This window comes from uncultured Slackia sp. (assembly GCF_959608125.1).
GTDB lineage: Bacteria > Actinomycetota > Coriobacteriia > Coriobacteriales > Eggerthellaceae > Slackia.
Window position 1 is genome coordinate 1 of sequence record NZ_CAUHPG010000017.1, and the last position, 24,059, is coordinate 24,059.

Annotated in this window: 21 protein-coding genes and 5 tRNA genes; 1 reads left to right on the top strand and 25 read right to left on the bottom strand. The window is 62.5% G+C overall.

The features are described 5' to 3' along the window. Positions 1 to 57 precede the first annotated feature (57 nt). The 4 genes from Q6E04_RS06265 to Q6E04_RS06280 form a co-directional block, all read right to left on the bottom strand. Positions 58 to 132 (bottom strand) — tRNA-Val (locus Q6E04_RS06265). A 624-nt stretch (positions 133 to 756) separates the two neighbouring features. Then, positions 757 to 832 (bottom strand) — tRNA-Gly (locus Q6E04_RS06270). A gap of 3 nt (positions 833 to 835) precedes the next feature. Continuing rightward, positions 836 to 910, bottom strand: a tRNA-Val gene (locus Q6E04_RS06275). A 472-nt stretch (positions 911 to 1,382) separates the two neighbouring features. Then, positions 1,383 to 1,471, bottom strand: a tRNA-Leu gene (locus tag Q6E04_RS06280). A 94-nt stretch (positions 1,472 to 1,565) separates the two neighbouring features. On the opposite strand from Q6E04_RS06280, the gene Q6E04_RS06285 reads away from it, so the two are divergent. Next, positions 1,566 to 1,874: a hypothetical protein gene (locus tag Q6E04_RS06285; protein WP_303249946.1), complete on the top strand. Its 309-nt coding sequence runs from the start codon at positions 1,566 to 1,568 to the stop codon at positions 1,872 to 1,874. On the opposite strand, the gene Q6E04_RS06290 is transcribed toward Q6E04_RS06285, so the two are convergent. The 21 genes from Q6E04_RS06290 to Q6E04_RS06390 all read right to left on the bottom strand — a co-directional run bounded on the left by Q6E04_RS06290 (position 1,853) and on the right by Q6E04_RS06390 (position 23,982). Next, positions 1,853 to 1,941, bottom strand: a tRNA-Leu gene (locus tag Q6E04_RS06290). The genes Q6E04_RS06285 and Q6E04_RS06290 overlap by 22 nt on opposite strands. A gap of 76 nt (positions 1,942 to 2,017) precedes the next feature. Next, the gene (gene secG, locus Q6E04_RS06295; RefSeq protein ID WP_123197418.1) at positions 2,018 to 2,272 is read right to left on the bottom strand and encodes a preprotein translocase subunit SecG; all 255 of its coding nucleotides are present in this window, start codon (positions 2,270 to 2,272) and stop codon (positions 2,018 to 2,020) included. Between the two features lie 47 nt (positions 2,273 to 2,319). Next, positions 2,320 to 2,811, bottom strand: a complete 492-nt coding sequence (locus Q6E04_RS06300; protein ID WP_303249947.1) for a type II 3-dehydroquinate dehydratase — start codon at positions 2,809 to 2,811, stop codon at positions 2,320 to 2,322. Next, positions 2,801 to 4,108, bottom strand: coding sequence for a shikimate kinase (locus tag Q6E04_RS06305; RefSeq protein WP_303249948.1), 1,308 nt, complete (start codon positions 4,106 to 4,108; stop codon positions 2,801 to 2,803). The genes Q6E04_RS06300 and Q6E04_RS06305 overlap by 11 nt, the downstream gene beginning before the upstream one ends. A gap of 51 nt (positions 4,109 to 4,159) precedes the next feature. Then, a complete protein-coding gene (locus Q6E04_RS06310) occupies positions 4,160 to 5,335 on the bottom strand; it encodes a bifunctional chorismate mutase/prephenate dehydratase (RefSeq protein WP_303249949.1) in 1,176 nt (391 codons plus the stop codon). Continuing rightward, on the bottom strand, positions 5,332 to 6,423 hold the full coding sequence (gene aroC, locus Q6E04_RS06315; protein ID WP_303249950.1) for a chorismate synthase: 1,092 nt from the start codon (positions 6,421 to 6,423) through the stop codon (positions 5,332 to 5,334). Before aroC ends, Q6E04_RS06310 begins: the two co-directional genes overlap by 4 nt. A 57-nt stretch (positions 6,424 to 6,480) precedes the next feature. Beyond that, positions 6,481 to 7,539 (bottom strand): 3-dehydroquinate synthase, encoded by a 1,059-nt coding sequence (gene aroB / locus Q6E04_RS06320; RefSeq protein WP_303249951.1) that lies wholly within the window; start codon positions 7,537 to 7,539, stop codon positions 6,481 to 6,483. Continuing rightward, a complete protein-coding gene (locus Q6E04_RS06325; RefSeq protein WP_303249952.1) occupies positions 7,536 to 8,429 on the bottom strand; it encodes a prephenate dehydrogenase/arogenate dehydrogenase family protein in 894 nt (297 codons plus the stop codon). Before Q6E04_RS06325 ends, aroB begins: the two co-directional genes overlap by 4 nt. Before the next feature lies 1 nt (position 8,430). Continuing rightward, complete coding sequence (gene aroF, locus Q6E04_RS06330) at positions 8,431 to 9,450, bottom strand: 3-deoxy-7-phosphoheptulonate synthase (protein WP_303249953.1); 1,020 nt, start codon at positions 9,448 to 9,450, stop codon at positions 8,431 to 8,433. 145 nt (positions 9,451 to 9,595) lie between these two features. Then, complete coding sequence (gene gpmI, locus Q6E04_RS06335; RefSeq protein ID WP_303249954.1) at positions 9,596 to 11,143, bottom strand: 2,3-bisphosphoglycerate-independent phosphoglycerate mutase; 1,548 nt, start codon at positions 11,141 to 11,143, stop codon at positions 9,596 to 9,598. A gap of 112 nt (positions 11,144 to 11,255) precedes the next feature. Continuing rightward, positions 11,256 to 12,029 carry a triose-phosphate isomerase gene (tpiA, locus tag Q6E04_RS06340; RefSeq protein WP_303249955.1) on the bottom strand — a complete coding sequence of 258 codons (774 nt, stop codon included), beginning with the start codon at positions 12,027 to 12,029 and terminating at the stop codon, positions 11,256 to 11,258. A gap of 118 nt (positions 12,030 to 12,147) precedes the next feature. Further along, positions 12,148 to 13,332, bottom strand: a complete 1,185-nt coding sequence (pgk, locus tag Q6E04_RS06345) for a phosphoglycerate kinase (protein WP_303249956.1) — start codon at positions 13,330 to 13,332, stop codon at positions 12,148 to 12,150. Positions 13,333 to 13,479: 147 nt separating this feature from the next. Then, positions 13,480 to 14,481, bottom strand: a complete 1,002-nt coding sequence (gap, locus tag Q6E04_RS06350) for a type I glyceraldehyde-3-phosphate dehydrogenase (RefSeq protein WP_303249957.1) — start codon at positions 14,479 to 14,481, stop codon at positions 13,480 to 13,482. A gap of 172 nt (positions 14,482 to 14,653) precedes the next feature. Beyond that, on the bottom strand, positions 14,654 to 16,084 hold the full coding sequence (gene ffh, locus Q6E04_RS06355; RefSeq protein ID WP_303249958.1) for a signal recognition particle protein: 1,431 nt from the start codon (positions 16,082 to 16,084) through the stop codon (positions 14,654 to 14,656). Between the two features lie 152 nt (positions 16,085 to 16,236). Further along, positions 16,237 to 17,157 carry a signal recognition particle-docking protein FtsY gene (gene ftsY, locus Q6E04_RS06360; protein WP_123197429.1) on the bottom strand — a complete coding sequence of 307 codons (921 nt, stop codon included), beginning with the start codon at positions 17,155 to 17,157 and terminating at the stop codon, positions 16,237 to 16,239. Between the two features lie 51 nt (positions 17,158 to 17,208). Beyond that, on the bottom strand, positions 17,209 to 20,739 hold the full coding sequence (gene smc / locus Q6E04_RS06365) for a chromosome segregation protein SMC (RefSeq protein ID WP_303249959.1): 3,531 nt from the start codon (positions 20,737 to 20,739) through the stop codon (positions 17,209 to 17,211). A 2-nt stretch (positions 20,740 to 20,741) separates the two neighbouring features. Then, a complete protein-coding gene (gene rnc / locus Q6E04_RS06370) occupies positions 20,742 to 21,518 on the bottom strand; it encodes a ribonuclease III (protein WP_303249960.1) in 777 nt (258 codons plus the stop codon). Further along, positions 21,519 to 22,514: a phosphate acyltransferase PlsX gene (plsX, locus tag Q6E04_RS06375; RefSeq protein ID WP_303249961.1), complete on the bottom strand. Its 996-nt coding sequence runs from the start codon at positions 22,512 to 22,514 to the stop codon at positions 21,519 to 21,521. 122 nt (positions 22,515 to 22,636) lie between these two features. Continuing rightward, positions 22,637 to 22,816 carry a 50S ribosomal protein L32 gene (rpmF, locus tag Q6E04_RS06380; RefSeq protein ID WP_123197433.1) on the bottom strand — a complete coding sequence of 60 codons (180 nt, stop codon included), beginning with the start codon at positions 22,814 to 22,816 and terminating at the stop codon, positions 22,637 to 22,639. Positions 22,817 to 22,966: 150 nt separating this feature from the next. Beyond that, positions 22,967 to 23,515: a DUF177 domain-containing protein gene (locus Q6E04_RS06385; RefSeq protein ID WP_303249962.1), complete on the bottom strand. Its 549-nt coding sequence runs from the start codon at positions 23,513 to 23,515 to the stop codon at positions 22,967 to 22,969. Further along, on the bottom strand, positions 23,515 to 23,982 hold the full coding sequence (locus Q6E04_RS06390) for a hypothetical protein (RefSeq protein WP_009138920.1): 468 nt from the start codon (positions 23,980 to 23,982) through the stop codon (positions 23,515 to 23,517). Before Q6E04_RS06390 ends, Q6E04_RS06385 begins: the two co-directional genes overlap by 1 nt. Positions 23,983 to 24,059: the final 77 nt, after the last annotated feature.

A 24,059-nucleotide genomic window follows, 5' to 3' on the forward strand; every position in this document is an offset into this window, starting at 1 on the left:
ACCCGCGACCCCAACCTTGGCAAGGTTGTGCTCTACCAACTGAGCCATGTCCGCAAATGGTGGGCGATACAAGATTTGAACTTGTGACCCCTACCGTGTCAAGGTAGTGCTCTCCCCCTGAGCTAACCGCCCATTCGCTGTGGTTCGAAGCGAACCGCTCGAACCGACGAGTTGATATATTATCCCTTGCCTGTCCTTGATGCAAGTACTTTTTTGAAAAAGTTTTCCGAGGGGACGGAAAGGCAATACACGATCGTCAACGAACATGCCCTCGATGGCAGCTCGACAGCACGACGACCTCTCACGATGGCCTGGAACCGCAACGGGGAAGTCCGTGCCATCTTCGCGGCAAAAAGGTCGTACGCCGCCTGACGACAGCGCATACGGCCGCTGCACGCCCATTGCCTATACGAATCGGAATCCGCAAGCGCGCAGAAAACGCGTCGGGCTTCCCCGCGACAGCTTTTGCACCATCGCGGCGAAAGCCCGAAGTCCTACCCCACCTGCCAACGGCCCCAGGAAACGCATCGCGACCATCCCCTTGGCCCACGCGAGCGCATGCGAACAATGGCGATCGGGCGCAAAACCGAGCGCCACGCACGCCTGCTTAACGGAAGCCCACGGGCATCGAGCTCGATACCCTCGGCAAACACAGCGATTTGGAATACGTTTTTCGCTCTAAAGTGCGAGCGACCGATCGAATACGAAAATGATTTGAAAAAGAAAAGGCCTCGCTTTTGCGAGGCCTGCGTAATCTGGAGCGGACAACGGGGCTCGAACCCGCGACCCCAACCTTGGCAAGGTTGTGCTCTACCAACTGAGCCATGTCCGCAAATGGTGGGCGATACAAGATTTGAACTTGTGACCCCTACCGTGTCAAGGTAGTGCTCTCCCCCTGAGCTAACCGCCCATTCGCTGTGGTTCGAAGCGAACCGCTCGAACCGACGAGTTGATATATTATCCCTTGCTCCGACTAAGCGCAAGCACTTTTTTTAAATTTCTTTCCGAATCGGCTCGGTTTCTTGCTCGATTCCCCGATCGATATATGCGAATAGCTTGTTTCACCTAGGGAAATAGCCAATCGATTCGAAATCGGATTTTCCCTTGCACAAAAAGATGACGACGAGAAAGCAGAGCACCCCTCTGCCATTCGGCAAGCATGCACAGAAAATGACGCCGCATGATGCGCCCTATTTTCAGACGGCATGACCCAAGCGGGCTACATGCTTCGATCCAAGCAGCGCACGAAATAAAATGCACCGCCCTGATGAGAAGATCGACCATGCAAAAGCTCGTCGTATATGCCCGACCGACACATCGCGACACGCATAAAAGTCCTGAGGAACAAAAAAGGCGACCTTGCGGTCGCCTTTCGGTTTCGATGGTGTCGAAGGCGGGATTTGAACCCGCACACCCGGTAAATGGGCACTAGCACCTCAAGCTAGCGTGTCTGCCGTTCCACCACTCCGACGTGTCAGCCTTATCGGCTGCGAGTTAGTATTTTATGGCAGACTGCACGCGATGGCAAGAGGTAATTTTGAAAAAATCCCCGACAGCGCTTGCGAATGCCGAAGCAAAGCGCCGAGCAGCACAGTCGACGCAGAAACGGACGCTATGTCGCCGGCGGACGCATCATCAACCTCCCCATCGGCATCGCGCCATTCAGCTCGATCCCGGCGTCCGTCGCAAAGGCGGCATCGGGAGCCAAGGTGCATCGCTTTCCACTTCCCTCCGACTCAAAAGAGAATCGCAGGGAAACAGCGCCGCTTCGCGGCGTTTTCCAGAACGAATGCAAAGCAGGCTTTGCTGTTGAAACAAAAAAGGCGACCTTGCGGTCGCCTTTCGGTTTCGATGGTGTCGGAGGCGGGATTTGAACCCGCACACCCGGTAAATGGGCACTAGCACCTCAAGCTAGCGTGTCTGCCGTTCCACCACTCCGACGTGTCAGCCTTATCGGCTGCGAGTTAGTATTCTCGCCCAACGTCACGCTAAAGGCAAGAAGAAATTTAAAAAAGTTTTACTGCGCGATATGGCCCTGGGGGTAGATGACCATAAGAACCAGCAGCGACACCATGAAAACGACCGCGAAGATAATCGTGATACGGTCGAGATTCTTCTCGATGATATTGGTGCCGGTCTGCGTGGAATACAGCGAGCTGGCGATCATATCGGAAACACCCGTGCCTTTGCCCGAGTGAAGCAGAACGAACACGATGAGTCCGATGCCCGACAGGGCCCAGACGACGAGAACAGCGATGAGCAACGGATTCACGTTACTTCTCCTTACCGATTGTGCGAGATAAATATACAAGCCATGAATTATAGACGCTCAGCGCGGCTTTTCGCAAGGAAATCACGCAAAAACAGAAGAGCGTCCCGATAGCCTCCGATGCCGCGGCCTGTAATCGTATGCAGCGCCGCCTGGCGCACATACGAAACCTGACGGAAGTCTTCGCGCTTCTCCACCGCGGAAATATGCACCTCGACGAACGGGATGCCGACGGCTTTCAGCGCGTCGAGGATAGCGACGGATGTATGCGTGTACGCTGCGGGGTTGATTGCGATTCCGTCATAGACGCCGTAGGCCTGCTGAATCGCATCCACCAGGTCGCCTTCATGGTTGCTCTGATAGCATGCCGCAGTGAACCCCTCTTCTTCGGCAGTGCGCTCGACAAGATCGAGAAGCGCCTGGTAATCCTCTTTGCCGTAAATGTCGGGTTCACGCAGCCCGAGCATATTGATATTGGGTCCGTTGAGGACCAGAAACGCCGGAGCCGACACGGCCCCTGCGCAGCGACGGTCATCGCCCATCGCACACCGTCCTTCCATCTGCCTGCAACGCCGCGGCGATGCGGTCGACCACGACCTCGGGAGCCGCGTCGTTATCGATCGCCACGTCGGCCCACGCTTCATACAGCCTGCCGCGCCGCCGTGCGAGCTCTGCCACCCCCATCGCCATGCTCACCGGACGCCCGCCGCATTCTAGAAGCTCAAGCGGCCTGCGCAGCAGCACGATGACCGCGTTCTGATGGAGAAGGTCGTAGTTGCGCGGCTGCGTCACCACGCCGCCGCCGCAAGCGAGCACAAGCCCTGACGCCTTGCAGACCTCCTGCGTTGCGTCGGTCTCGTACCGGCGAAACGCCGCTTCGCCCTGCTGCTCGAATATATCGGGGATCGACACGCCCGCCATCTGTGCGATACGGTCGTCGACATCGACGAACGGACGCCCGATCCGCTCGGCCAGAAGGGCGCCGATCGTGCTCTTCCCGCCGCCTGGCATGCCGATGAGCACGACCGAGCGCATCTCGGCCGCTACGTGAGCGATCGCATGCTCCATCAAGGAATCGTCGATCGACACGCCGCGAAATACCTCGCTAGCACGCTTGGCTTGCGCCACCAACATGGAAAGGCCGTTCGCGCACGTGATGCCGAGCTTTTCGGCCTGCAGAAGAATCCCTGTGAGCGCCGGATTGTAGACCACATCGACCACGGCGTTCAGACCGTCGCGGTATCCGGCGCGCATCTCCCCCGTTCGAGTGAACGGCTCCAAGTCCACAATCGACTCCGGGCAATTCGGATACATGCCGACAGGCGTCGTGTTCACCAGGATATCGGCGTCGTAATGGTCGGCGATCGTGTTGAAGCCCGCTCCGGGAAGATTACGCGAGACCACGGCGACCTCGCGCGCTCCGCGGTCGCGCAGCACCGCGCAGACGGTCTTCGACGCTCCGCCCGCACCGAGCACGAGCGCCTTGCGCCCCGCGGGATCGACCCCTGCGCGGTCGACCAAGTACGAAAAGCCGTAGTAATCGGTGTTATCGCCGTAAAGCGTGCCGCCCGGCCTGCGCACGATCGTATTGACGCATCCGATGGCGCGCGCGGCGTCGGACAGCTCGTCGCACAACGACATGACCGTCTCTTTATACGGGATGGTCACGTTGATCCCGTCATAGCGGCCATGCAGCACGAATTCCTCGACATCCTCGGGCTCCACTTCGAACAGACGGTATTCGTACGAGCCCAGCAAGGCATGGATCTTCGGCGAGTAGCTGTGACCGAGGGTTCTCCCCAGAAGCCCGTACACGGGCGCGTCGTCGCAGTTCCTCATAGCCAGAGCCTCCCTTCTTCACGATTCCTACGGATGAAAACGAATGCAGCCTTAACGTGCCTGCTCGCGATAGCTGCCCAGATAGGAGAAGCTCTCGCATAATGGCGAAACCTGGGCGACCAGGTCGTCGAACATACCGTCGGAGGGAACCGAAGCGACGTCGACGTAGAACATGAAATCGAACCGCTTGCCAGGAATGGGCCTGCTTTCCAGCTTGAGCAGATTCGCCCCGAGCGCCGCGATCCGCGCGAGCACGCGATGAAGCGAGCCCGGCTCATGCGCAAGCACGAGCAGAAACGAGCTTCGATCGGCATCGGCCGTCATCTGGGGCGTGCGCGCCACGCAGATGAAGCGGGTGAAATTGTCCGATTCGTCCTGAACCGCATCGGCCAAGACCGACAATCCGTACAAATCGGCGCAAGCAGGCGAGGCGATCGCAGCCACGTCGCGACGCGGATCGTCTGCCACCGTGCGGGCGGCCGTGGCGGTGTTTTCGCACACTGTTGCACGCACGTCGCCGGCAAGACTTGCAATGAAGCCGTCGCATTGACGGAGCGCCTGCTCATGCGAGAAGACTTCGCGTATTTCATCGATCCGGCAGCCTTCCTTGGCCAGCAGTGCATGTTCGATTCTCAATGAAAGAGACGACACGATGAACAATCCACGCTGCACCAGCAGATCGTAGACGCGGTTCACCGTTCCGGCGGTCGAGTTCTCGAGCGGCAGCACGGCATAATCGGCCGTACCTCGGCACACCTCGTCGCAGGCGCGCGCCCAGCTGTCGCAGAACGCGACGTCGCCTTCGGGGAACAGCGCCCGCGCCGCCGCGTGGGAATACGCTCCCGCCACGCCCTGGCACGCGGCGCGCGGCGCGGCGGGAAGGGCGCCGATTCGCGCAGGCTCGGCGGGCGACGCGGGGTCGTCTTCCAAAAGCCCATGCTGATACGCCCTGCTCATTTCCATGATGAAGTCGAACAGCGGAGCCATGTACTGTTTGAATTCGTCCGACGCGGCCTGTTGCACGGATTCGACCTTGCGCGCCTCGCGTTCGCGGTCGAGTACGGCGAGGCCCTTCGCACGCTTGTATGCGGCCACGTCGGCCGCAACGCGCATCCTCTCCTCGAAAAGCTCGACGATGCGCCCGTCGATCGCATCGATTCTTTCGCGCGATACCGCCAAATCGACAGGCTCGGCCGCGCGGATATCCGTATCGGTCTTTCGGCTCATCGGTCCAGCCTCGCTTCCAGCATCAAGTCGTACACTGCCACGGCGCATGCGGCTTCCACCACGGGAACGGCGCGCACGGCGACGCAGGGGTCGTGACGGCCCTTCAACGCGAAATCGACATCGCGCCCTTCTTGCAAATCGACGCTGTGCTGCTCGATGAAGATCGACGACGTGGGCTTGAACGCGGCGCGCATGATCAGCGGCTCTCCCGTCGAAATGCCGCCCAGAATGCCGCCCGCGTTATTCGATTCGAACGCCACCGCGCCCGCGTCCATGCGATACGGGTCGTTGTGCTGCGAGCCGCGCATATCGGCGGCAGCGAAGCCCTTGCCGAATTCGACGCCCTTGACGGCGGGGATGCCGAACACGATGCGCGCGATGGCGTTTTCCAACCCGTCGAACATAGGCTCGCCGATGCCGACCGGCAGCCCGACGACGGCGCATTCCACCACGCCTCCGACGCTGTCTCTGCTCGCACGCGCGGAGGCGATCGCGGCCTTCATGGCGTCGCCCGCCGCATCGTCGATGACGGGGAACTCCTTGAGACCGGGAGCCGAAACGTCGTCGCAATCGATACCCTGCGACGGCCACGCCGCATCGTCGATGCCCGCCGCACGCGCCAGATGCGCGCCCACGAAGACCCCCTGCTCGGCAAGAAGCTGTTTGGCGATGCCGCCCGCAATGCATAACGGGGCGGTCAGCCGGCCCGAAAAATGTCCGCCGCCCGCCACGTCCTGCGCGCCGCCGAATTTCACCTCTGCCACATAGTCGGCATGGCCCGGGCGCGGCGTACGCCGCAACGCCTCGTAATCGCCGCTTCGCGTGTTAGTGTTGCGGATAACGGCGGCGAGCGGGGCGCCGCAGGTCACGCCGTCGACCAAGCCGCTCAAAAACTCAGGCAGGTCGGCTTCTTTGCGCGGCGTCGACCATGGCATGCCGCCTGGAGCGCGACGCGCGAGAAACGCCTGCAACTCGTCGAGATCGACCGCCTTGCCCGCAGGGACGCCCTCTATGACGCAGCCGATACCCGCCGAATGGCTCTGCCCGAATATCGTGACGCAGAAATGAGCGCCGATGCGAGATGCCATCGCTACCCTCGCCTTCCTTTCATTGCGTCCGCAGCCGTCGAAAACGACGCACGAACCCTACGAACACGCCTCATACACGAAACGTCTGAAATCCTGCAAATCGAGCGGCAGCACTCGCGCGCGGCCGATGCCCTCCATAGCCGCCACGTTCATCACGCCGCCCGTGCGCTTCTTATCGGAAAGCGCTGCCTCGTAAAGCAGCTCCGGAGAAAACGGAGCGCGTGCAGACATGCCGTAGGCCTCGACGACCGACGCGACGCGCTGCGCATCGGCGACGTCGCACAGGCCGCGCGCCGCGCAGGCGCGCGCCGCCATGGCCATGCCGCTCGCCACCGCGAAACCGTGCGTGATTCGGAATTCCGACGCTTTCTCTATCGCATGGCCCAACGTATGGCCGAAATTCAGCAGCATGCGCACTCCATGCTCGCATTCATCGGCCTGCACGATATCGCGTTTGATCGCCACGCAGCGGGCGATGACGTCGGCAAGACGAGCATCCCCTGGCACAAGCGGAGTCTCGAGCAGCGAGAATAAGCCGGCGTCGGCGATGACTCCGTATTTAACGGCTTCGGCGCAACCATCCGTGAAAAAATGCGGCGAAAGCGTGGCGAGCACCGTCGTGTCGATCAATACGGCGGACGGCTGGAAGAATGCGCCGACCAGATTCTTTCCCTGAGGAAGATCGACCGCGGTCTTGCCGCCTACCGACGAATCGATGCAGGCCAGAAGCGACGTTGGAATCTGTATGCAGCGACAACCGCGCATGTACGTGGCCGCCGCGAACCCGGCCATATCGCCCACCACGCCGCCGCCGAGGGCCACAACCAAAGAAGACCTGGTCGAACCCGCCTTGGCCATCGCCTGCAGGCACGACCCATAGGTCGAAAGATTTTTGGATGCCTCGCCTGCCGCGAAGACGAATTCCGACACGGCGAACCCTGCCGCGGAAAGCGAACGCATCACGCGCTCGAGATACAACGGCGCCACGTTGCTGTCGCTTACCACGAACGCCGCATCGCCGCCGATCGAAGCGGCGAGCACGCCCGCCTCGTCGATCGAGCATTCGTCGATCGCAACGTCGTAAGGCCTCGATGCCTCCACTCTTACCGTACTCATAGCGTCGCCACCTTCGCGTCGGCATAGCGGCCGTCGGCACGCAGCTTGGCCTGCGACCCTTCTTCAAGCAAGTCATGCAGGACTCCGGCGTCGGCTTCGACCAGCGCTTCGCGATAACGGGCCAGTTCCGCCATCACGCAATCGAGCTCGACGACGAGGTTGTCGGCGTTGTCGAGGAACAGCTCGGTCCACATGGCCGCGTTCATTTCGGCGACGCGCGTGAGGTCTTTGTAGCTTCCCGCCGAGAACCCGCGGTGTTTCTGGGCCGTCGGGCTTTTCACGAACGCCGAGCTGACCACATGCGCAAGCTGGGACGTGTAGGCGATCAGGCGGTCGTGCATCTCAGGCGTGGTGACCGAAAACGAGCCGAAGCCCGCAGGGATGAGAGCCTGCCGAGCGCGGACGATAAGCGCAGGATCGTAGATCGGCGGAGCGACGAGCACCATGGGCTGGCCGGCGAACAAGTCGGCGCGCGCGGCACGGAATCCGCTTTTATGGGTGCCTGCCATGGGATGTCCGCCAAGAAACACGAAGCCCGAGCGTTCGGCCGCTTCGAAGCACGCCTCGCAAATCGGCCGCTTCACGCCGCCGCAATCGACCACCAGCGCGTCCTCTCCGATATACGACGCCATGGAGCGCACCCAGTCTATCGTGTCCTGCGGATACAGCGCGACCACTATCAAATCGCATTCAGCAACCGTCGACTCGTCGAGCACATCCGCAACGCAGCCTTCGGCCATAGCCGCCGCAAGACTGCGCTCGTCGGCATCGGTGCCGAAAACGGTCACGCCGGCATCGGCGTACGCCTTCGCGAAAGACCCGCCGATCAGACCGAGTCCGACAACGCCTACGCGGTGCGGCATGGCAAAGGACTCTTCTACCGAATCCATCCTAGGACTCCGTCAGCGGATCGACGACAGCCGCCCTGATCGACGACAGGCGGCGCATCATCTCGTCGAACTGCTCGGGCAAAAGGGCCTGAGCGCCATCGGAAGCCGCATGTGCGGGATCGTGATGGACCTCGACCTCGAGGCCGTCGGCCCCGGCGGCCGTCGCGGCATAGGCAACGGGCGGCACAAGGCGCGTATAGCCCGTCGCATGGCTCGGGTCGGCGATGATCGGAAGATGCGTCAGGTCCCTCAATACGGGAACGGCGGAGACGTCGAACACATTGCGCGTTCGCGTGTCGTACGACCTGATGCCGCGCTCGCACAGCATGACGCGCTCATTGCCGCCCGCCATGATGTACTCGGCCGCCATCAGAAGCTCGTCGATAGTCGCCGCGAGGCCGCGCTTGAGCAGGATCGGCTTGTCGGTCTTGCCGAGCTCTTTAAGCAAGGTGAAATTCTGCATGTTGCGCGCACCGACTTGCAGGATATCGATGTCGTCGAACAGCGGCAGGTCGCGCGCGTCCATGATTTCGGAAACGATCGGCATGCCGAATTCGCGCTTGACCTTCGAAAGGATAGCCAGGCCCTCTTCGCCCATGCCCTGGAACGCATACGGAGACGTGCGAGGCTTGAACGCCCCTCCGCGAAATACCGTTGCGCCGGCCTTTTTAACGGATTCGGCGATGGTCATGCACTGCTCTTCGCTTTCGACAGAACAAGGGCCGGCCATGACGCCGAAATTCCCGCCGCCGAACTTGACGCCGCCCACCTCGATCACAGTATCGTCAGGATGGAATTTCCTATTCGCCTTCTTGAACGGCTCGGAAACGCGACGCACCGCCGCCACCTGATCCATCGATTCGAGATGATGGATATCGATCGATGTCGTGTCGCCGATCAATCCGACGACGGTCTGTTTTTCACCGATGATGACATGCGGCTGAACGTTCTGGGACCGAAGATAGCCGCACAGCTCATCAAGCCCTTCGGGTGCGACGGCTTCGCGAACGATAACGATCATGGGCGCTACCTCCTATGAGACGGCGAACGCGCCGGAGCCGGCTCCGGCGCGTTCGCCACGGTCGAGCATATTGTGGAGGCTATACTACCACTATTGCACGCTAAAGCGTTCGGGATAGAAGAGACGAATTCACAGACACGCAATCTTAACGGCGAAGCAGGCTCGCGCCCGTCATTTCCTCAGGCGCCGCAAGGCCTATCGCATCGAGCAGCGTCGGCGCGATATCGCACAGAGCCGCCGCACGGCCTTCGGGGGTGCCGAGCGCCGCTTCGTCGACGTCGTCGACGAGCGCGAGCGGAACGGGCGCCGAGGTATGCGCGGTGTAGGGAGAACCGTCTTCGGCGATCATCTTGTCGGCGTTGCCGTGGTCAGCGGTCACCAAAGCGAAGCCGCCCTTGGCGAGCACCGCGTCGACCACCTTGCCCACACCCGCGTCCACCGCCTCTACGGCAGCCTTCGCCGCGGGAATAACGCCCGTGTGGCCCACCATGTCGCAATTCGCGAAATTCACGATGTAGACATCGGCTTCATCGGCCGCGATGGCCGCGGCCAGCGTATCGGCGACTTCGGGCTCGCTCATCTCGGGCTGCAAATCGTAGGTAGCCACTTTGGGACTTGCCACGAGCGAGCGGCTCTCGCCCTCCTTGCACGCCTCGACGCCGCCGTTGAAGAAGAACGTCACATGGGCGTATTTCTCGGTTTCGGCGATGTGGTACTGACGCAGCTGCGCCGCCGCCAAGACGTCGGCCAGCACGTTTTCGGGGAACTCCTTCGGAAACGCCACGGGCGCGTCGATCGTCGCATCGTATTCGGTCAGACACACGAGCTTCACGGCGGGCCTGACGCAGCGCTCGAAGCCGTCGAAATCGACGTCGACCAGCGCGCGTGTAAGCTCGCGGGCGCGATCGGGGCGGAAATTGAAGAAGATCGCCGCATCGCCGTCGCGCATGCCGCGACCGTCCAAAGACACGGGCTCGACGAACTCGTCGGTGACCTCCGCCGCATACGAAGCCTCGATCGCCTCTTTCGCCGAAACGTCGCGATGCGGGATTCCGCAGGCCACGGCCTCATAGGCGCGCTGCACGCGGTCCCAGCGCTTGTCACGGTCCATCGCGTAATAGCGGCCGCTCACACTGGCGATACGAGCTTTGCCTGCGATATCGTCGCCCGCAAGCACCGACTCGAGCTCTTCGATAAAGCCCGCGCCGCTGCGCGGAGAGACATCGCGGCCGTCCATGAAGCAATGGATGCGAACGTCGTTCGAGCCGCGCGCCACGGCGTGTCGAACCAGCGCGTAAAGATGCTCGTTGCTCGAATGCACGCCGCCGTCGGAAAGAAGGCCCATCAGGTGCAGAGCGCCGCCCGCTGCGGTCGCGGCGTCGATCGCCTCGTTGATAGCGTCGTTATCGCGGATCGCGCCTTCGCGACACGCCTTGTCGATGCGCGTGAGCTCCTGATAGACCACGCGGCCGGCGCCGATATTGAGGTGTCCCACCTCGGAATTGCCCATCTGGCCGGCAGGCAGGCCCACGGCCTCTCCAGACGCCTCCAACGCGACGAAAGGCCTGCTCTCGAACAGGTCGTCGAGACGCGGCGTGTCCGCCAGCGAGATGGCGTTGCCGTCGGAAGGGGCGTCGAGCCCGAATCCGTCCATGATGACGAGCAGGGCGGGAAGACGAAGCTTCGAATTCATGATTCCTCCTGGCCGGTCGTCAAGGCCCCGTCGGGACCGACGTAGCGCGCGGTCGTCCGGCCCACGCCGCGCGCTCCCCCTTCATTCCTTCGATACGCGACGACGGATAGCCTTAGCGGGCGGCCGCCATCTTCACCAAGTCGGCGAAATCATCGGCGTCGAGCGCCGCGCCGCCGATCAAGCCGCCGTCGACGTTCTCGCACGCGAGGAACGTCTCGGCATTGGCAGGCTTCATCGAGCCGCCGTACAGGATGCGCATGCCATCGGCCGTCTCGTCGCCTGAAAGCTCACGTACCGTGGTGCGAATCGCGGCCGCCATAGCCTCGGCCTGCTCGGGCGTGGCCGTGCGTCCCGTGCCGATCGCCCAGATGGGCTCGTAAGCGATGCAGCACACGGCCGCCTCTTCGGGCTCCAACCCCGCCAAAGCGGCGCGCACCTGGTCGCAAACGAACGATTCGGCCTGGTCGGCCTCGCGTACGGACAGGCTCTCGCCCACGCAGACGATCGGCTTCAAGCCGGCCTCGACGAGGGCGCGCACCTTGCGATTGACCTGCACGTCGGTCTCGGCGAACATCTCGCGACGCTCGGAATGGCCGACGATGCACCACGTGCATCCCACATCCTTGAGCATGGGAATGCTGATTTCACCCGTGAAAGCTCCAGAAGGCTCCCAATGCACGTTCTGCGCGCCCACATCGATGTTCGACTTATCGAAATCGAGCACCGTGACCACGGAACGCAGGTCGATCGAGGGCGGACACAGCACCACGTCCACCTTGTCCCAACCACGGGCATAGCGATTCGATATGCCCTGGGAAAGCACCACGCTTTCCGCCGGCGTCATGTTCATTTTCCAGTTGCCTGCGATGATGGGTTTGCGCATCATACAAGCCTCCTTTGCATGCGGTTGACGTATGCGTCGGCCTTCCGCCCCTGCCGCACCGGCGAGAGGCGCCGACGTAAAACGCCGCGCCGAACGATCCGACGCGGCGCGAATGCACCTTCTATCGAAGCGCCGCGACGCCGGGAAGCGTCTTGCCCTCGACAAGCTCCATGGACGCCCCGCCGCCCGTAGAGATGAACGTCATCTCGTCGGCGAGCGAGAATTTGTTCACCGCAGCGACGCTGTCGCCGCCGCCGATGATCGTGGCGGCGTCCTTGCTGGCCGCGACCGCCTCGGCGACCGCACGGGTGCCGTGCTCGAAAGCCTTCATCTCGAACACGCCCATCGGGCCGTTCCAAAACACCGTCGAACCCTCGGCAATGGCTGCAGCGTAGAGCTTCTCGGTCTCGGGTCCGATATCGAGGCCCATCATGTCGGCCGGGATGGCATCGACCGAGCAGGTCAGCGCGTTGGCATCCTCGGCGAAGGCGTCGGCGGCCACCACGTCGACGGGAAGCAGCAGCTTCACACCTGCGGCCTGCGCCTTCTCGATCATGTCGCCGGCACGCTCGACCCAATCCTCTTCCTTGAGCGAGGTGCCCACGGCCTTGCCCTGCGCGAGCAGGAAGGTGAAGCACATGCCGCCGCCGATGATGATCGTGTCGGCCTTGTCGATCAAGGCGTCGATCACACCCACCTTGTCAGACACCTTGGAGCCGCCGAGAATGGCGACGAAGGGACGTTTCGGCGCGTCGAGCATGCCCGAAAGGGTCTCGACCTCGCCCGCCAAAAGAAAACCGGCGTATGCGGGCAGTAGCGAAGCGATGCCCGCAGTCGAGGCGTGCGCGCGATGCGCGGTGCCGAACGCGTCGTTGACGTAAAACTCGGCGAGGGACGCGAGCTCCTCGCAAAATGCGAAATCGTTTTTCTTCTCGCGCTTGTCGAATCGCAGGTTCTCGAGCACGAGAACCGACCCGTCGGCCAGCTCGGCCGCCTTGGCGCGCGCGTCGTCGCCCACAGTGTCGGAGGCAAAGGCCACGGGGGCGTCGATCAGCTCGGCGAGACGGGCGGCGGCGGGCTCAAGCGTGAACTTCTCCTCGAAGCCCTCGCCGGCAGGACGGCCCAGATGGCTCATCAGGATGACCTTCGCACCGCCGTTCACGAGATATTCGATCGTGGGCAGCGCTGCGCGGATGCGCGTATCGTCGCCGACCACGCCGTCTTTGATAGGAACGTTGAAATCGACGCGGACGATGACGCGCTTGCCGCGCACGTCGACGCCTTCGATGGTCTTGATATCGGACATTCGGTCCTCCTTCGGGATGCTTCGTCGAATCGCCGCGAACCGTTCGGCACGCCTTCGGCCACGGCGAATGCATAAAAAGCCGAACGCAAGGTTCGGCTTCTGCGAGGTCAAGCAATGCGCCGCCCCGAGGAGCGGCGCATGCGAATATTAAAGAAGGATCTTCGCAAGATCTTTGACGCGATTGGAGTAGCCCCACTCGTTGTCATACCAGGAGATGCACTTCACCATGTCGCTCTTCTCGCCCATGACCATAGTGAGCTGGCTGTCGAAAATCGAGGAGTGGGAATTGCCCACGATGTCGATCGAGACGATCGGATCCTCGGTGTACTCGAGAATGCCCTTGAGGGGGCCCTCGGCGGCGGCCTTCATGGCGGCGTTGATTTCTTCCTTGGTCACCTCGCGCTCAAGCTGGACGGTGAGATCGACCATGGATCCATCGGGGGTAGGAACGCGCGTGGCAAAGCCATCGAGTTTCCCCTTGAGTTCAGGCAGCACCAGGGAAACCGCACGAGCCGCGCCCGTGGTGGTCGGAATCATGGACAGGGCTGCGGCGCGGGCGCGGCGCAGGTCCTTATGGGGCAGGTCCAAGATCTTCTGGTCGTTGGTGTATGCGTGGATGGTGTTCATGTAACCGCGCTTGATGCCGAAGTTCTCCATCAGGACCTTCGCGAAGGGAGCGAGGCAGTTGGTGGTGCAGGAAGCGTTGGAGATGATGCGATGCTTCTCTTTGTCATAGTCGCCATCGTTGACGCCCATCACGATCGTGATGTCCTCGCCCTTGGCAGGGCAGCTGATGATGACCTTCTTGGCGCCTGCCTCGATGTGCTTGGAAGCAAGCTCGCCGGTCTTGAAGATTCCCGTAGACTCGACGACGACGTCGACGCCGAGCTCGCCCCAGGGCAGGTTGGAGGGTTCGCGCTCGCAGAGCACCTTGGTCTTGTGGCCGTCGGCGATGAAGCCGTCCTCGACCACCTCGACCTTATCGAATGCACGGCCGTGCACGGAGTCGTACTTCAGAAGATGGGCCATGGTGGGAATATCGCCCAGGTCGTTGACGGCCACGACGTCGAGCTCGGGATCGTTCGCCATTGCACGGTACACGAGACGGCCGATGCGACCGAAACCGTTGATGCCGACCTTGATTGCCATTGCAAACCCCTTTCTAGGTTTTTCCATACCTCATCGATTATACGGAGGAGGGCCTGAGGTGCAAGACGCGACGTCGGCATGCGGTCGAATGCACACGGTTGCCGCCATCCATCCGTCCGACGAAGCCGCTCGCACGTCGGCCCCGCGGGAACGCGGGGCCGACGAATTCGACCTAGAGGTCCATATTGCCCATCATGTCCTGAAGCTTCTTCAAATCCGACATCTTCATACCGCCCATGCCGGGAATGCCCAAACGCGGCTTGCGGCCCTTCTTGCCTTTCTTGCCCTTCTTGCCGCGGCCGTTCTGCATGGCCTCGGCGGCGGGCATGGCCTTCTTGAGCATCTTGCGAGTCTCGTGAAACTGCTTCATCACCTGGTTGACTTCCTGCACCGTGGTGCCGGAGCCTGCGGCGATGCGGGCGCGGCGGCTGCCGTTGAGCACTTCGGGGTGCTCGCGCTCGTGCTTCGTCATGGAGAAGATCACCGTCTCCATGCGGTCGAGGGCGCCCTCGTCGACCTGGCCGGAAGCCATGGCCTTATCGCCGCCCGGCAGGGCGCTGACCAGCTTGCTGATACCGCCCATCTTTTTGACCTGCTTCTTGATTTCGAGGAAGTCGTTGAGATTGATCTGGGCCTTGGCCATGCGAGCCGTGGTCTCGGCCTCTATTTCTTCGGCTTGCACCTTCGAGGCGTGCTCGATCAGCGAGACGACATCGCCCATGCCCAGAATGCGCTTGGCCATGCGGTCGGGATGGAATTCCTCGAGGCTGTCGGGCTTTTCGCCCGCGCTGATGAATTTAATCGGCTTGCCCGTGACCTGCTTGAGCGAAAGCGCGCCGCCGCCGCGGGCGTCGCCGTCCATCTTGGACATGATCACGCCGTCGAATTCGACCTTCTCGGCAAAGGCCTGGGCGACGTTGACCACGTCCTGGCCGGTCATGGCGTCGACGACCATGAGAATCTGGTCGGGCTTGACTGCCGCCTTGATCGCAGCGGCCTCGTCCATCATGGCGTCGTCGACATGCAGGCGGCCTGCAGTGTCGACGACAACCACGTCGCGTAGGTTGTCGATCGCGAAACGCACGCCTTCCTCGGCAATGCGCACCGGATCCTGACCGTCGCCGCGATACACCTTCACGCCCATCTCGTCGCCGAGCGTCTGCAACTGGTCGGCGGCGGCGGGACGATACACGTCGCACGCCACGAGAAGCGGGCTGTGGCCCTTGCTCTTCAGCAGATAGGCCAGCTTGGCCGACGCGGTGGTCTTACCCGAACCCTGCAGGCCGACGAGCATGATGACGTTGGGAATGCGGCTGGTAAGCACGAGCTTCGAATCGGACTGGCCGAGCAGCGCAGTGAGCTCGTCGAGAACCACCTTCACCACGTTTTGCGCGGGCGTGAGCGAATCGAGGATCTCGGCCTCGAGACAGCGCGCCTTGGTGGACGCGACGAATTCCTTGACAACCTTGAAGTTGACGTCGGCCTCGAGCAACGCCATACGGATCTCGCGCATGGCCGCATTGATATCGTCCTCGGTCAGGCGGCCCTTCGAGCGCAGGCCCGAGAAGATCCCCTGCAAGCGGTCGGAAAGATTATCGAACATGGAAAAGAGCTCCTTTGAGACATCGAGCAGGCTTGTTTACGTGAATCCTATTCATTATGCAGCACCCTGCCCCGCTAGAAGAAAAAAAGTCCCGGATTACGCGATGAATCCGGGACTGCGGGACCAGACGGCCGAATGTGAGCGAAAAAGCCCTAGGAACGCTCGTCGAAATCGCCCACGAACGCACGGGCGAAATCATGCGCGTCGAAATCTTTGAGATCGCCCAGGCCTTCGCCCACGCCGATTTTGAGCACGGGCAATTCGAGCTCGTGGCTGACGGCCAACGCGATGCCGCCCTTGGCCGTGCCGTCGAGCTTGGTCACGATCACGCCGTCGAGCTTGAGGGCGCGATCGAACTCGCGCGCCTGGGCCAGGCCGTTCTGGCCGGTGGTGGCATCGATCACGAGCACCGTATACACGGGAAGCTTGGAGCGCTTGCGCACCACGTTGACGACCTTTTCGAGCTCGCGCATCAGGTCGGCCGACGTATGCAGGCGACCAGCCGTGTCGATTAACACCAGGTCGGCGTTTTTCTGCTCGGCGCGCTCGATCGTGTCGTAGCACACGCTGGCGGGGTCGCTGCCGCGCTCTCGCGTGCAGATTTCCACATCGGCACGGCGAGCCCACTCCTCGAGCTGCTCGATCGCGGCGGCGCGGAACGTGTCGGCGCTGCCCAACAAGACGGTGCGGCCCGCGTCGGTAGCCTCCTTGGCCAGCTTGCCGACCGTCGTGGTTTTGCCGGCGCCGTTGATACCGACGAAAAGCACGCAAGCGGGTTCCCCGCCGAAGACCTCTTCGCCGCCGGCGCAGAATGCCTCGGCCATGCGGTCGTTGAGCATGTCGAGCACGGCGTAGGCATCGGGCAAAGCCTTGCGTGTCGCCTTGTCGCGCAGATCCTCGACGATATCGCTGGCGGCGGCGCCGCCGATGTCGGCCAGGATGAGCGTCTCTTCGAGGCCCTCCCAGAACTCCTCGTCAAGATCGGGACCGCGGTCGAGCAAGACGTTCATCTGCTCGGTGAACTTTTCGCGCGAACGCGCCAATCCTTCGCTGATGCGGCTGAAGAATCCCATGAGGGTCTCCTTTCCAATATCCGTTAGAGGGGAGGCGCAGGCGCGCCGCCCCTATCGTTTCGTGCGAGACGCCTTGTCAAGGCGCTGCGAGACCACCTTGGTCACGCCGTCGGCCTGCATGGAGACGCCATAGAGCACATCCGCCATCTCCATCGTGCGCCGCTGATGCGTGATCATGATCAGCTGCGTCTCGTGACGCAGCGTATCGAGATACGCGAGCAGGCGCCGCAGGTTGCTGTCATCGAGCGCCGCCTCCACCTCGTCGAGGATATAGAAGGGCGTGTGCCTGATGCTGTATACCGCGAAGAGCAGCGCGATGGCGACGAGCGATTTCTCTCCGCCGCTCATAAGCGTCATCTTGGCGATCTTCTTGCCGCGCGGCTGCGCATGGACCTCGACGCCGAGGCGGCCTGCGTCGTCGAGCGCAACCAGCTCGAGCGAGCCCGAACCGCCCGGGAACAACTGCGCGAAGATGCGCCTGAAGTTCGCATCGACGCGCTCGAACGTGACGTCGAACTGCTCTTTCATGCGCGCGTCGATCGCAGATACGATGCGCCGCAATGCACGACGGGCCGCTTCGACGTCTTCGATTTGCGACGAAAGGAAATCATAACGATCTTTGGCCGCTTCGTATTCCTCGGCGACAGACGGATCGATCGAACCGATGGATTTCAGACGCTTGGCCAGCTTGACGACCCGCTCTTCAGCGGCGACGCGGTCGTCGGGAGGAGCGATTTCTATCGCCGTCTCGATCGGAACGCCGCGATCGTGCACGATCGCGGAAACGGCCGCCTCGACCTGCACTTCGAGCTTGCCTTTGCCGATGCGCACCTCGCTTAGCGCGAGGCGCGACGCTTCAAGACGCTCCTGGGCTTGGCCGGAAGCTTCGCGAGCGGCCCCGATCGCGTCCGACAGCTCTCTCGAACTGCTCTGGGCGATGGCGGCCTTGCCCGCGAGGTCGTCGAGGCGCGCCTGCGCGCTTTCACGCAATGCGGCGAATACGCCATGCAGAGGGTCGATGCGGCGCTCGGCGCGCTCGAGCACGCGTATCTGACCGGCCGCCCGCTCGCGCGCCTTCGACGCGCGGTCGAGGTCGGCCTGGCGCTCGCGGCATTCGCGTTCGAGCGATTTCGAACGCTCGACGGCGGTGGCGTGCTCGAGCCGGGCCTCCGAAAGCTCCGCCTGCAGGCGGCTTTCGTTCTGAAAGGCCGCCTCGCGAGCGGCCGAAGCGTCGGCCCTGCGCTCCTCGAGCTGCACGCGCCGTTCGCGGCACGCCTGCGCCGCATCGGCCAACCGGTCCATTTCGGGCCGAACGGCTGCAAGCTTCTCGAGCGCGTCGGACAGATCGGCCGCGACCGCGCGCAACGCGGACTCGTTCGACACGATGCGCGCCCTCGCGCGGCCGAGGTCGGCCCGGACGCTTTCGGCCTCGCCTTCGCTTCGGGCGTATGCCTGGGAAAGCTCGTGACTTTCGGCCTTCGCCGACTCGAGTGCGCGCTCGGCCCCGGCAAGGTCGTTTTCGGCTGCGTTCAGGATGCCTCTCTCCTCGTCCAGAGCAGACTGCAGCGCGGCGAGCTCACGCTCGCGGGCGAGCAAGCCCGTACGAGCATCGGCCCCCGAGCCGAACGACACCTTTACGCCCGGGCGAACGACAAATCCGTCGGATGTGGCGAAGCGAAGCTTCGAATCGCCTTGCGCGGCATGGGCCGCCGCCTCGTCGAACGACGAGACCAGCACCACGTCTCCAAGCAGCGACTCCATCGCCGCGGAAAGCGTCGCAGGATATTCGATCCGGTCGAGCAGGCGTCCGTCCACGGCCGGCCGCTCGCAGGCGTCGGATGCGATCAGCACGCTGGCGGCGCCTTCGACACGGGCGCCCGAAAGCGCCGCAGCGATCGCACAGGCGCGCTCGGAATCGGTCGCGCACAAAGCGGCAAGGTCATCGGAGAGGAGCTGCTCGACGAGCGCCTCGAGATCCTGCGGAACTTTGATGCACGACGATACGGCGAACGCCTGCGCATCGAAATCCTTCGCGTGGGCGCGCATCCAGGCCGAAGCCTCGTCGCGGCCCGCAAGGCTTCGGCGCAGCTCGACGAGCGCCGCGATACGCCCCTCGGTCTTCTGCACGGCGCGGCGCGCGCTCTCGCACGCATCGCGCGCGGTAGAGGCGCGGGCAGCGGCCTCGCCGACCGCGGCGACAGCGGCCTCGCTTTCGCCCTTCAGCTCGCTCGAGTGCGCCGCGGCGCAGGCCGCATCGCGTTCGAGGCGCCGAGCCTCGGCACGCGCCGATTCGAGCTCGGCGGACAGCTCCGCTTTTTTCGATTCGAGCAATTCCTTGGAAGACAGACGTCCGGCAAGGCCGTCTTGCAGCTCGGCCCTACGCGCAAGGGCGGCATCGAGCTCGCGTTCGCAGACACGCATGGCGGCCTGGATTTCGGAAAGGAGCTCATCCGCACAAGAGCGCTCGGCGCCCGCCTGCGCACAATCGCACGCGAGCTCGTCGATCGCCGACGCCAGCGCGTCGCGGCGCGCCGCGACATCGCCCGCCTTCTCGCGAAGCTCGGACACTTCGCGCTCGAAGCGCTCGATGCGCCGCGCGCCGCCTGCGAACGTCTCACGCGCCGAGGCGAGGCGTTCGCGGATTCCGCGCGCCTTTTCGCGAAGGAGCGCGTCGTTCGACTCGAGACGCTCGAGCGCCATATGAAAACGGCCGCGCTGCGCAGTCAAATCGCCCACATAGAGGCCTTTCTCCTGCAGAAGCGCCTGGAGTTTTTCAAGCTTCGCCGCGGCCTCGTCGGCGGAAATGCGCGCCACGTCGATCGCTGCGGCCGCCTCGCGCTCGCGCAGCAATATGTCGTCCCAGCGAGCTTGCAAGACGCGCAGGTCGTCCACGGCGAGCATCAACTCGAGTTCGGCGAGTTCCTCGGAAACGGATTCGTAGGCCTGCACGCGGGCGGCCTTGCGGGCGAGCGGCTTGAGTTGGCGCTCGACTTCGGCGGCAACGTCTTTGACGCGCGCCAGATGGGCGTCCATCGCCGCGAGCTTGCGCTCGGAGCGCTCCTTGCGCTGCTTATGCTTGAGGACGCCCGCGGCCTCTTCGATCAAGGCGCGTCGGTCTTCGGGCCTGCTCGCCAAAATCGCGTCGAGGTTGCCCTGCCCGATGATCGAATGCGCACCCGTTCCTAGGCCCGTATCGTGCAGGATGTCCATGAAGTCCATGCGCCGCGCCGGCGATCCGTTGATCAGATATTCGCTTTCGCCGCTGCGATACATGCGCCGCGTCAGCGACACTTCGGAGAAATCGACCGGCAACGTGCCGTCGGCGTTGTCGAGCACCAGGTCGACCTCGGCCACGCCGACGCTCTTGCGCGCCGAAGACCCCGCGAAGATGACGTCCTCCATCGCCTGGCCGCGCAGGTTCTTCGCATTACGTTCGCCGAGGACCCAAAGCACCGCATCGGAGATATTCGATTTTCCCGATCCGTTCGGGCCGACCACCGCCGTGATGCCCGGTTCGAGCGATATCGCGGAGCGGTCGGCAAACGATTTGAACCCCTTGAGGACAAGCGACTTGAGGTGCATTCCTAGCCTTTGATCTTTTTCTCGGCGCGAGCCTGTTTCTTCTCCTGCTTGGCTTTCGCCTTATCGGCCTTCGACGTCTTGCCGAAGCCGAGCGAATCGAGCGCGGTCTTGGCAGCCTGGCTCTCGGCTTCTTTCTTCGTGCGGCCCATGCCGCTCGCAAGCGCTTTCATGCCGGCGAAGACCTGGGACACGAACGTGCGGTCGTGCGGCGGGCCTTGCGTTTCCACAAGCTTGTACGTGGGCGTGATGCCCTCTTCCTGCAGCTTCTCCTGCAAGGCGCTCTTCGGATTCTCCGGCTCGCGCGCCATGTCGATCGACATGCGCGGAATGAGCGTACGGCCCACGAATTCCTGAGCGCCTTCGATGCCGGCATCTAGGAACAGCGCGGCCACGATGGCCTCATAGACGTTCTCGAGAGCCGAATGCAGGCCGCGACGGCCCGTGCCGCGCTCCGAGGAACCGAACACGATGACGTCGGCGAAGCCGAGCTTCTCGGCGACCGACGACAGGCTGGCACCCGAAACGAGCGCCACCTTGATGCGCGTCAAGCCGCCCTCATCGAGGTCGGGATACTCGTGAAACGCCGCATTGGCGACGATGGCTCCCAGGATGCTGTCGCCGAGGAACTCGAGGCGCTCGTAGCTGAATTTGACAGGCATGCCTTCGGTAGCGGAAGGATGGGTGATGGCGGCAAGAAGGATGGCGGGGTCGCGGAACTCGTATCCGACGATGCGCTGCGCGGCCTCGATCTTGTTCTGTTGCTCTTCGGTATGCGTCATCTACTTGCCCACCGCCTCGGCGATAAGGCCTGCGACGTCTTTGCGCACCATGTCGGCCGACGCAAGCACGCCGTTCTCGATGGCGGTCGCATTGCTGGAACCATGACCGACCAAGCAGATACCCGCGACGCCGAGCAGCGGTGCGCCGCCGTAAGTGTCGGCGCTAATGCTGTCCTTAAGCTCTTTGAGGTCGTTTTTGAGGGCCAAACCGCCCATCTTGGCCTTCAAAGACGACGTCATGACCCCCTTGAGCGCGCTGAAAAGCGCCTTGGAGGTTCCCTCGATGGTCTTGAGGGTGACGTTGCCTGTGAAGCCGTCGGTCACGATGACATCATAAGCAGCATCGATGATATCGTTGCCTTCGGCATTGCCCACGAAGCCAGGCACGTTCTCCTTCATAAGGGAGAACGCCTGCTGGGCGAACTGCGAACCTTTGGTGTCCTCTTCACCGATATTGAGAAGCGCGATGCGCGGATTCTTGATTCCGACGATCTTCTCGGCATAGATGGCGGCCATCCGAGCGAATTGCACCAGGTATTCGGGCTTGCAATCCGCATTCGCCCCGATGTCCGTCATAACCACAGGCGCGATGGGGGAAGGAATCACGCTGCACAGCGCAGGGCGCTGGACCCCCTTGATGCGACCGATGCCGAGCGTCGCTCCCGCTAGACAGGCTCCCGTGGAACCCGCAGAGAAAAAACCCTGGGCTCGACCCTCCTTGACGGCACGACAGCCCACCACGATCGAAGAGTCTTTCTTTTTGCGAACGGCCTGCGCCGGATGCTCGTCCATCGCGATAATCTCGGAAGCGGGCTGGGCAACGCAACGCGCATGGGCGCTTGCGAACGGCTCTACGACATCCGCAGGGCCGACCAGAATGACTTCGAGCCTCTCGTCCTTCTCGAGAGCAGAAGCCACGCCTTCAAGCACGACGCCGGGAGCATGGTCGCCGCCCATAGCATCTACGGCGATGGTCACGGTATCGTCAAACGACATGAGATTCCTTTCGATTCTTGCTTTAATGCCCGCGAAAAGCGAGCCGTATAGAACCCTTTATACACGAATTGCCGACTCGTGAGCCGGCAATAGTGTTAATAGTGGAACTTGTGATGCTCCTGTTACTCGGTCTCGAGGACCTCGCGCTTACCGTAGTAGCCGCAGTTGCCGCACACGCGGTGGGGCAGCTTGACCTCGCCGCACTGCGGGCACGTAGAACGAGCGGGCATAGCGAGAACGCTGTTGGCGCTGCGACGAGAGTGGGTACGAGCACGACCAGTCTTTTGCTTAGGCACTGCCATGGTTTTCCATCTCCTTATCCCCTCGACCGATACCTTCGATCGAAACGGTCATATCTATAAAATCAGACGAAACGAGATAATAGCAAACCAACCTTGTTTGCGCAATACTCGAATTCGGGCTCACAAAGAAAAACGTACGATTCGAGCCGTTTAATCGAACGAAAGATCCTTAAGCGCGGCGAACGGGTTGTTCTTACCCACGCAATCGTCCTCTTCGACGGAAGCGGAACAATCGCACGCACCCTCGTTGAGGTTCGCCCCGCACTGCGCGCAGATTCCTTTGCAGTCCTCGTCGCACAGGGGAACGAGCGGCAGATCGACCAGGATGGCCGCCATAAGCAGCGTTTCCAAATCGATTTCATGCGACTCGGGCAGGACGTCGAATTCGTCCTCGTCCATGTCTTCGGGAGCCTGCCCCTCCCCTTCGATGATGAAGTAGCCCTCGACCTCGCCCGAGATCGAGACCGTCATATCGTCGAGGCAGCGGGCGCACGAGGTGCTCGCCTCGCCCGTGACCGTTCCCGTCACCAGAATCGCACCGCCGACGTTGGACAGCACGACGCTGTAGGAAAACGGCGCGCATGCGACGAATTCGTCCGGACCGCACGAGAACGGACCCGGATCGAAAACGCCTTCGCGCACCGTGCTTTCCGCAGGCGAGAAAAGCTCTGCAGGAACTTCGATGATAAGACGTTCCATTAGCGTCCGATGCCCTGGTTGTTGAGGCGGTCGCGGCAACGGCGCACGCTCGTGATGAGCGTGTCGAGGCTCTGCTCGACGTGGCCGAAGACCTCGTCGGCGTAATCCTCGGCGCCTGCGCGCGTCTGGCGCTCAAGCTCGCGGGCATCGGCCATGATCGTGTCGGCCTGCTGCTGGGCAATGCGAACGATTTCCTGTTCGGAAGCGATGGTCATAGCCTGGCTGCGGGCGTCTTCGATCAGGCGGGCGCTTTCGGCCTCGGCGTCGTCGATGAGGCTCTGGCGCTCGCGGACGATCTGGCGGGCCTGGGCGAACTCGCCCGGGAACGTGTCGCGAATCTCGTCCATGATTTCAAAAGCCGCTGCGATATCGACCTGACGAAGATTTCCTTTGCCGAAAACCGGCTTGGAGTCCTCGAGGAGAATGGAAAGCTCCTCGATAAGTCCAAGAACTCCTGTTTCGTCCATGAGTAGTCCCTTTCGTGCGTGCTGCGTTGAAGCTGCGTTGTTACAGGGCGAGGCCCTGGTTTTTTGCCAAGATGACG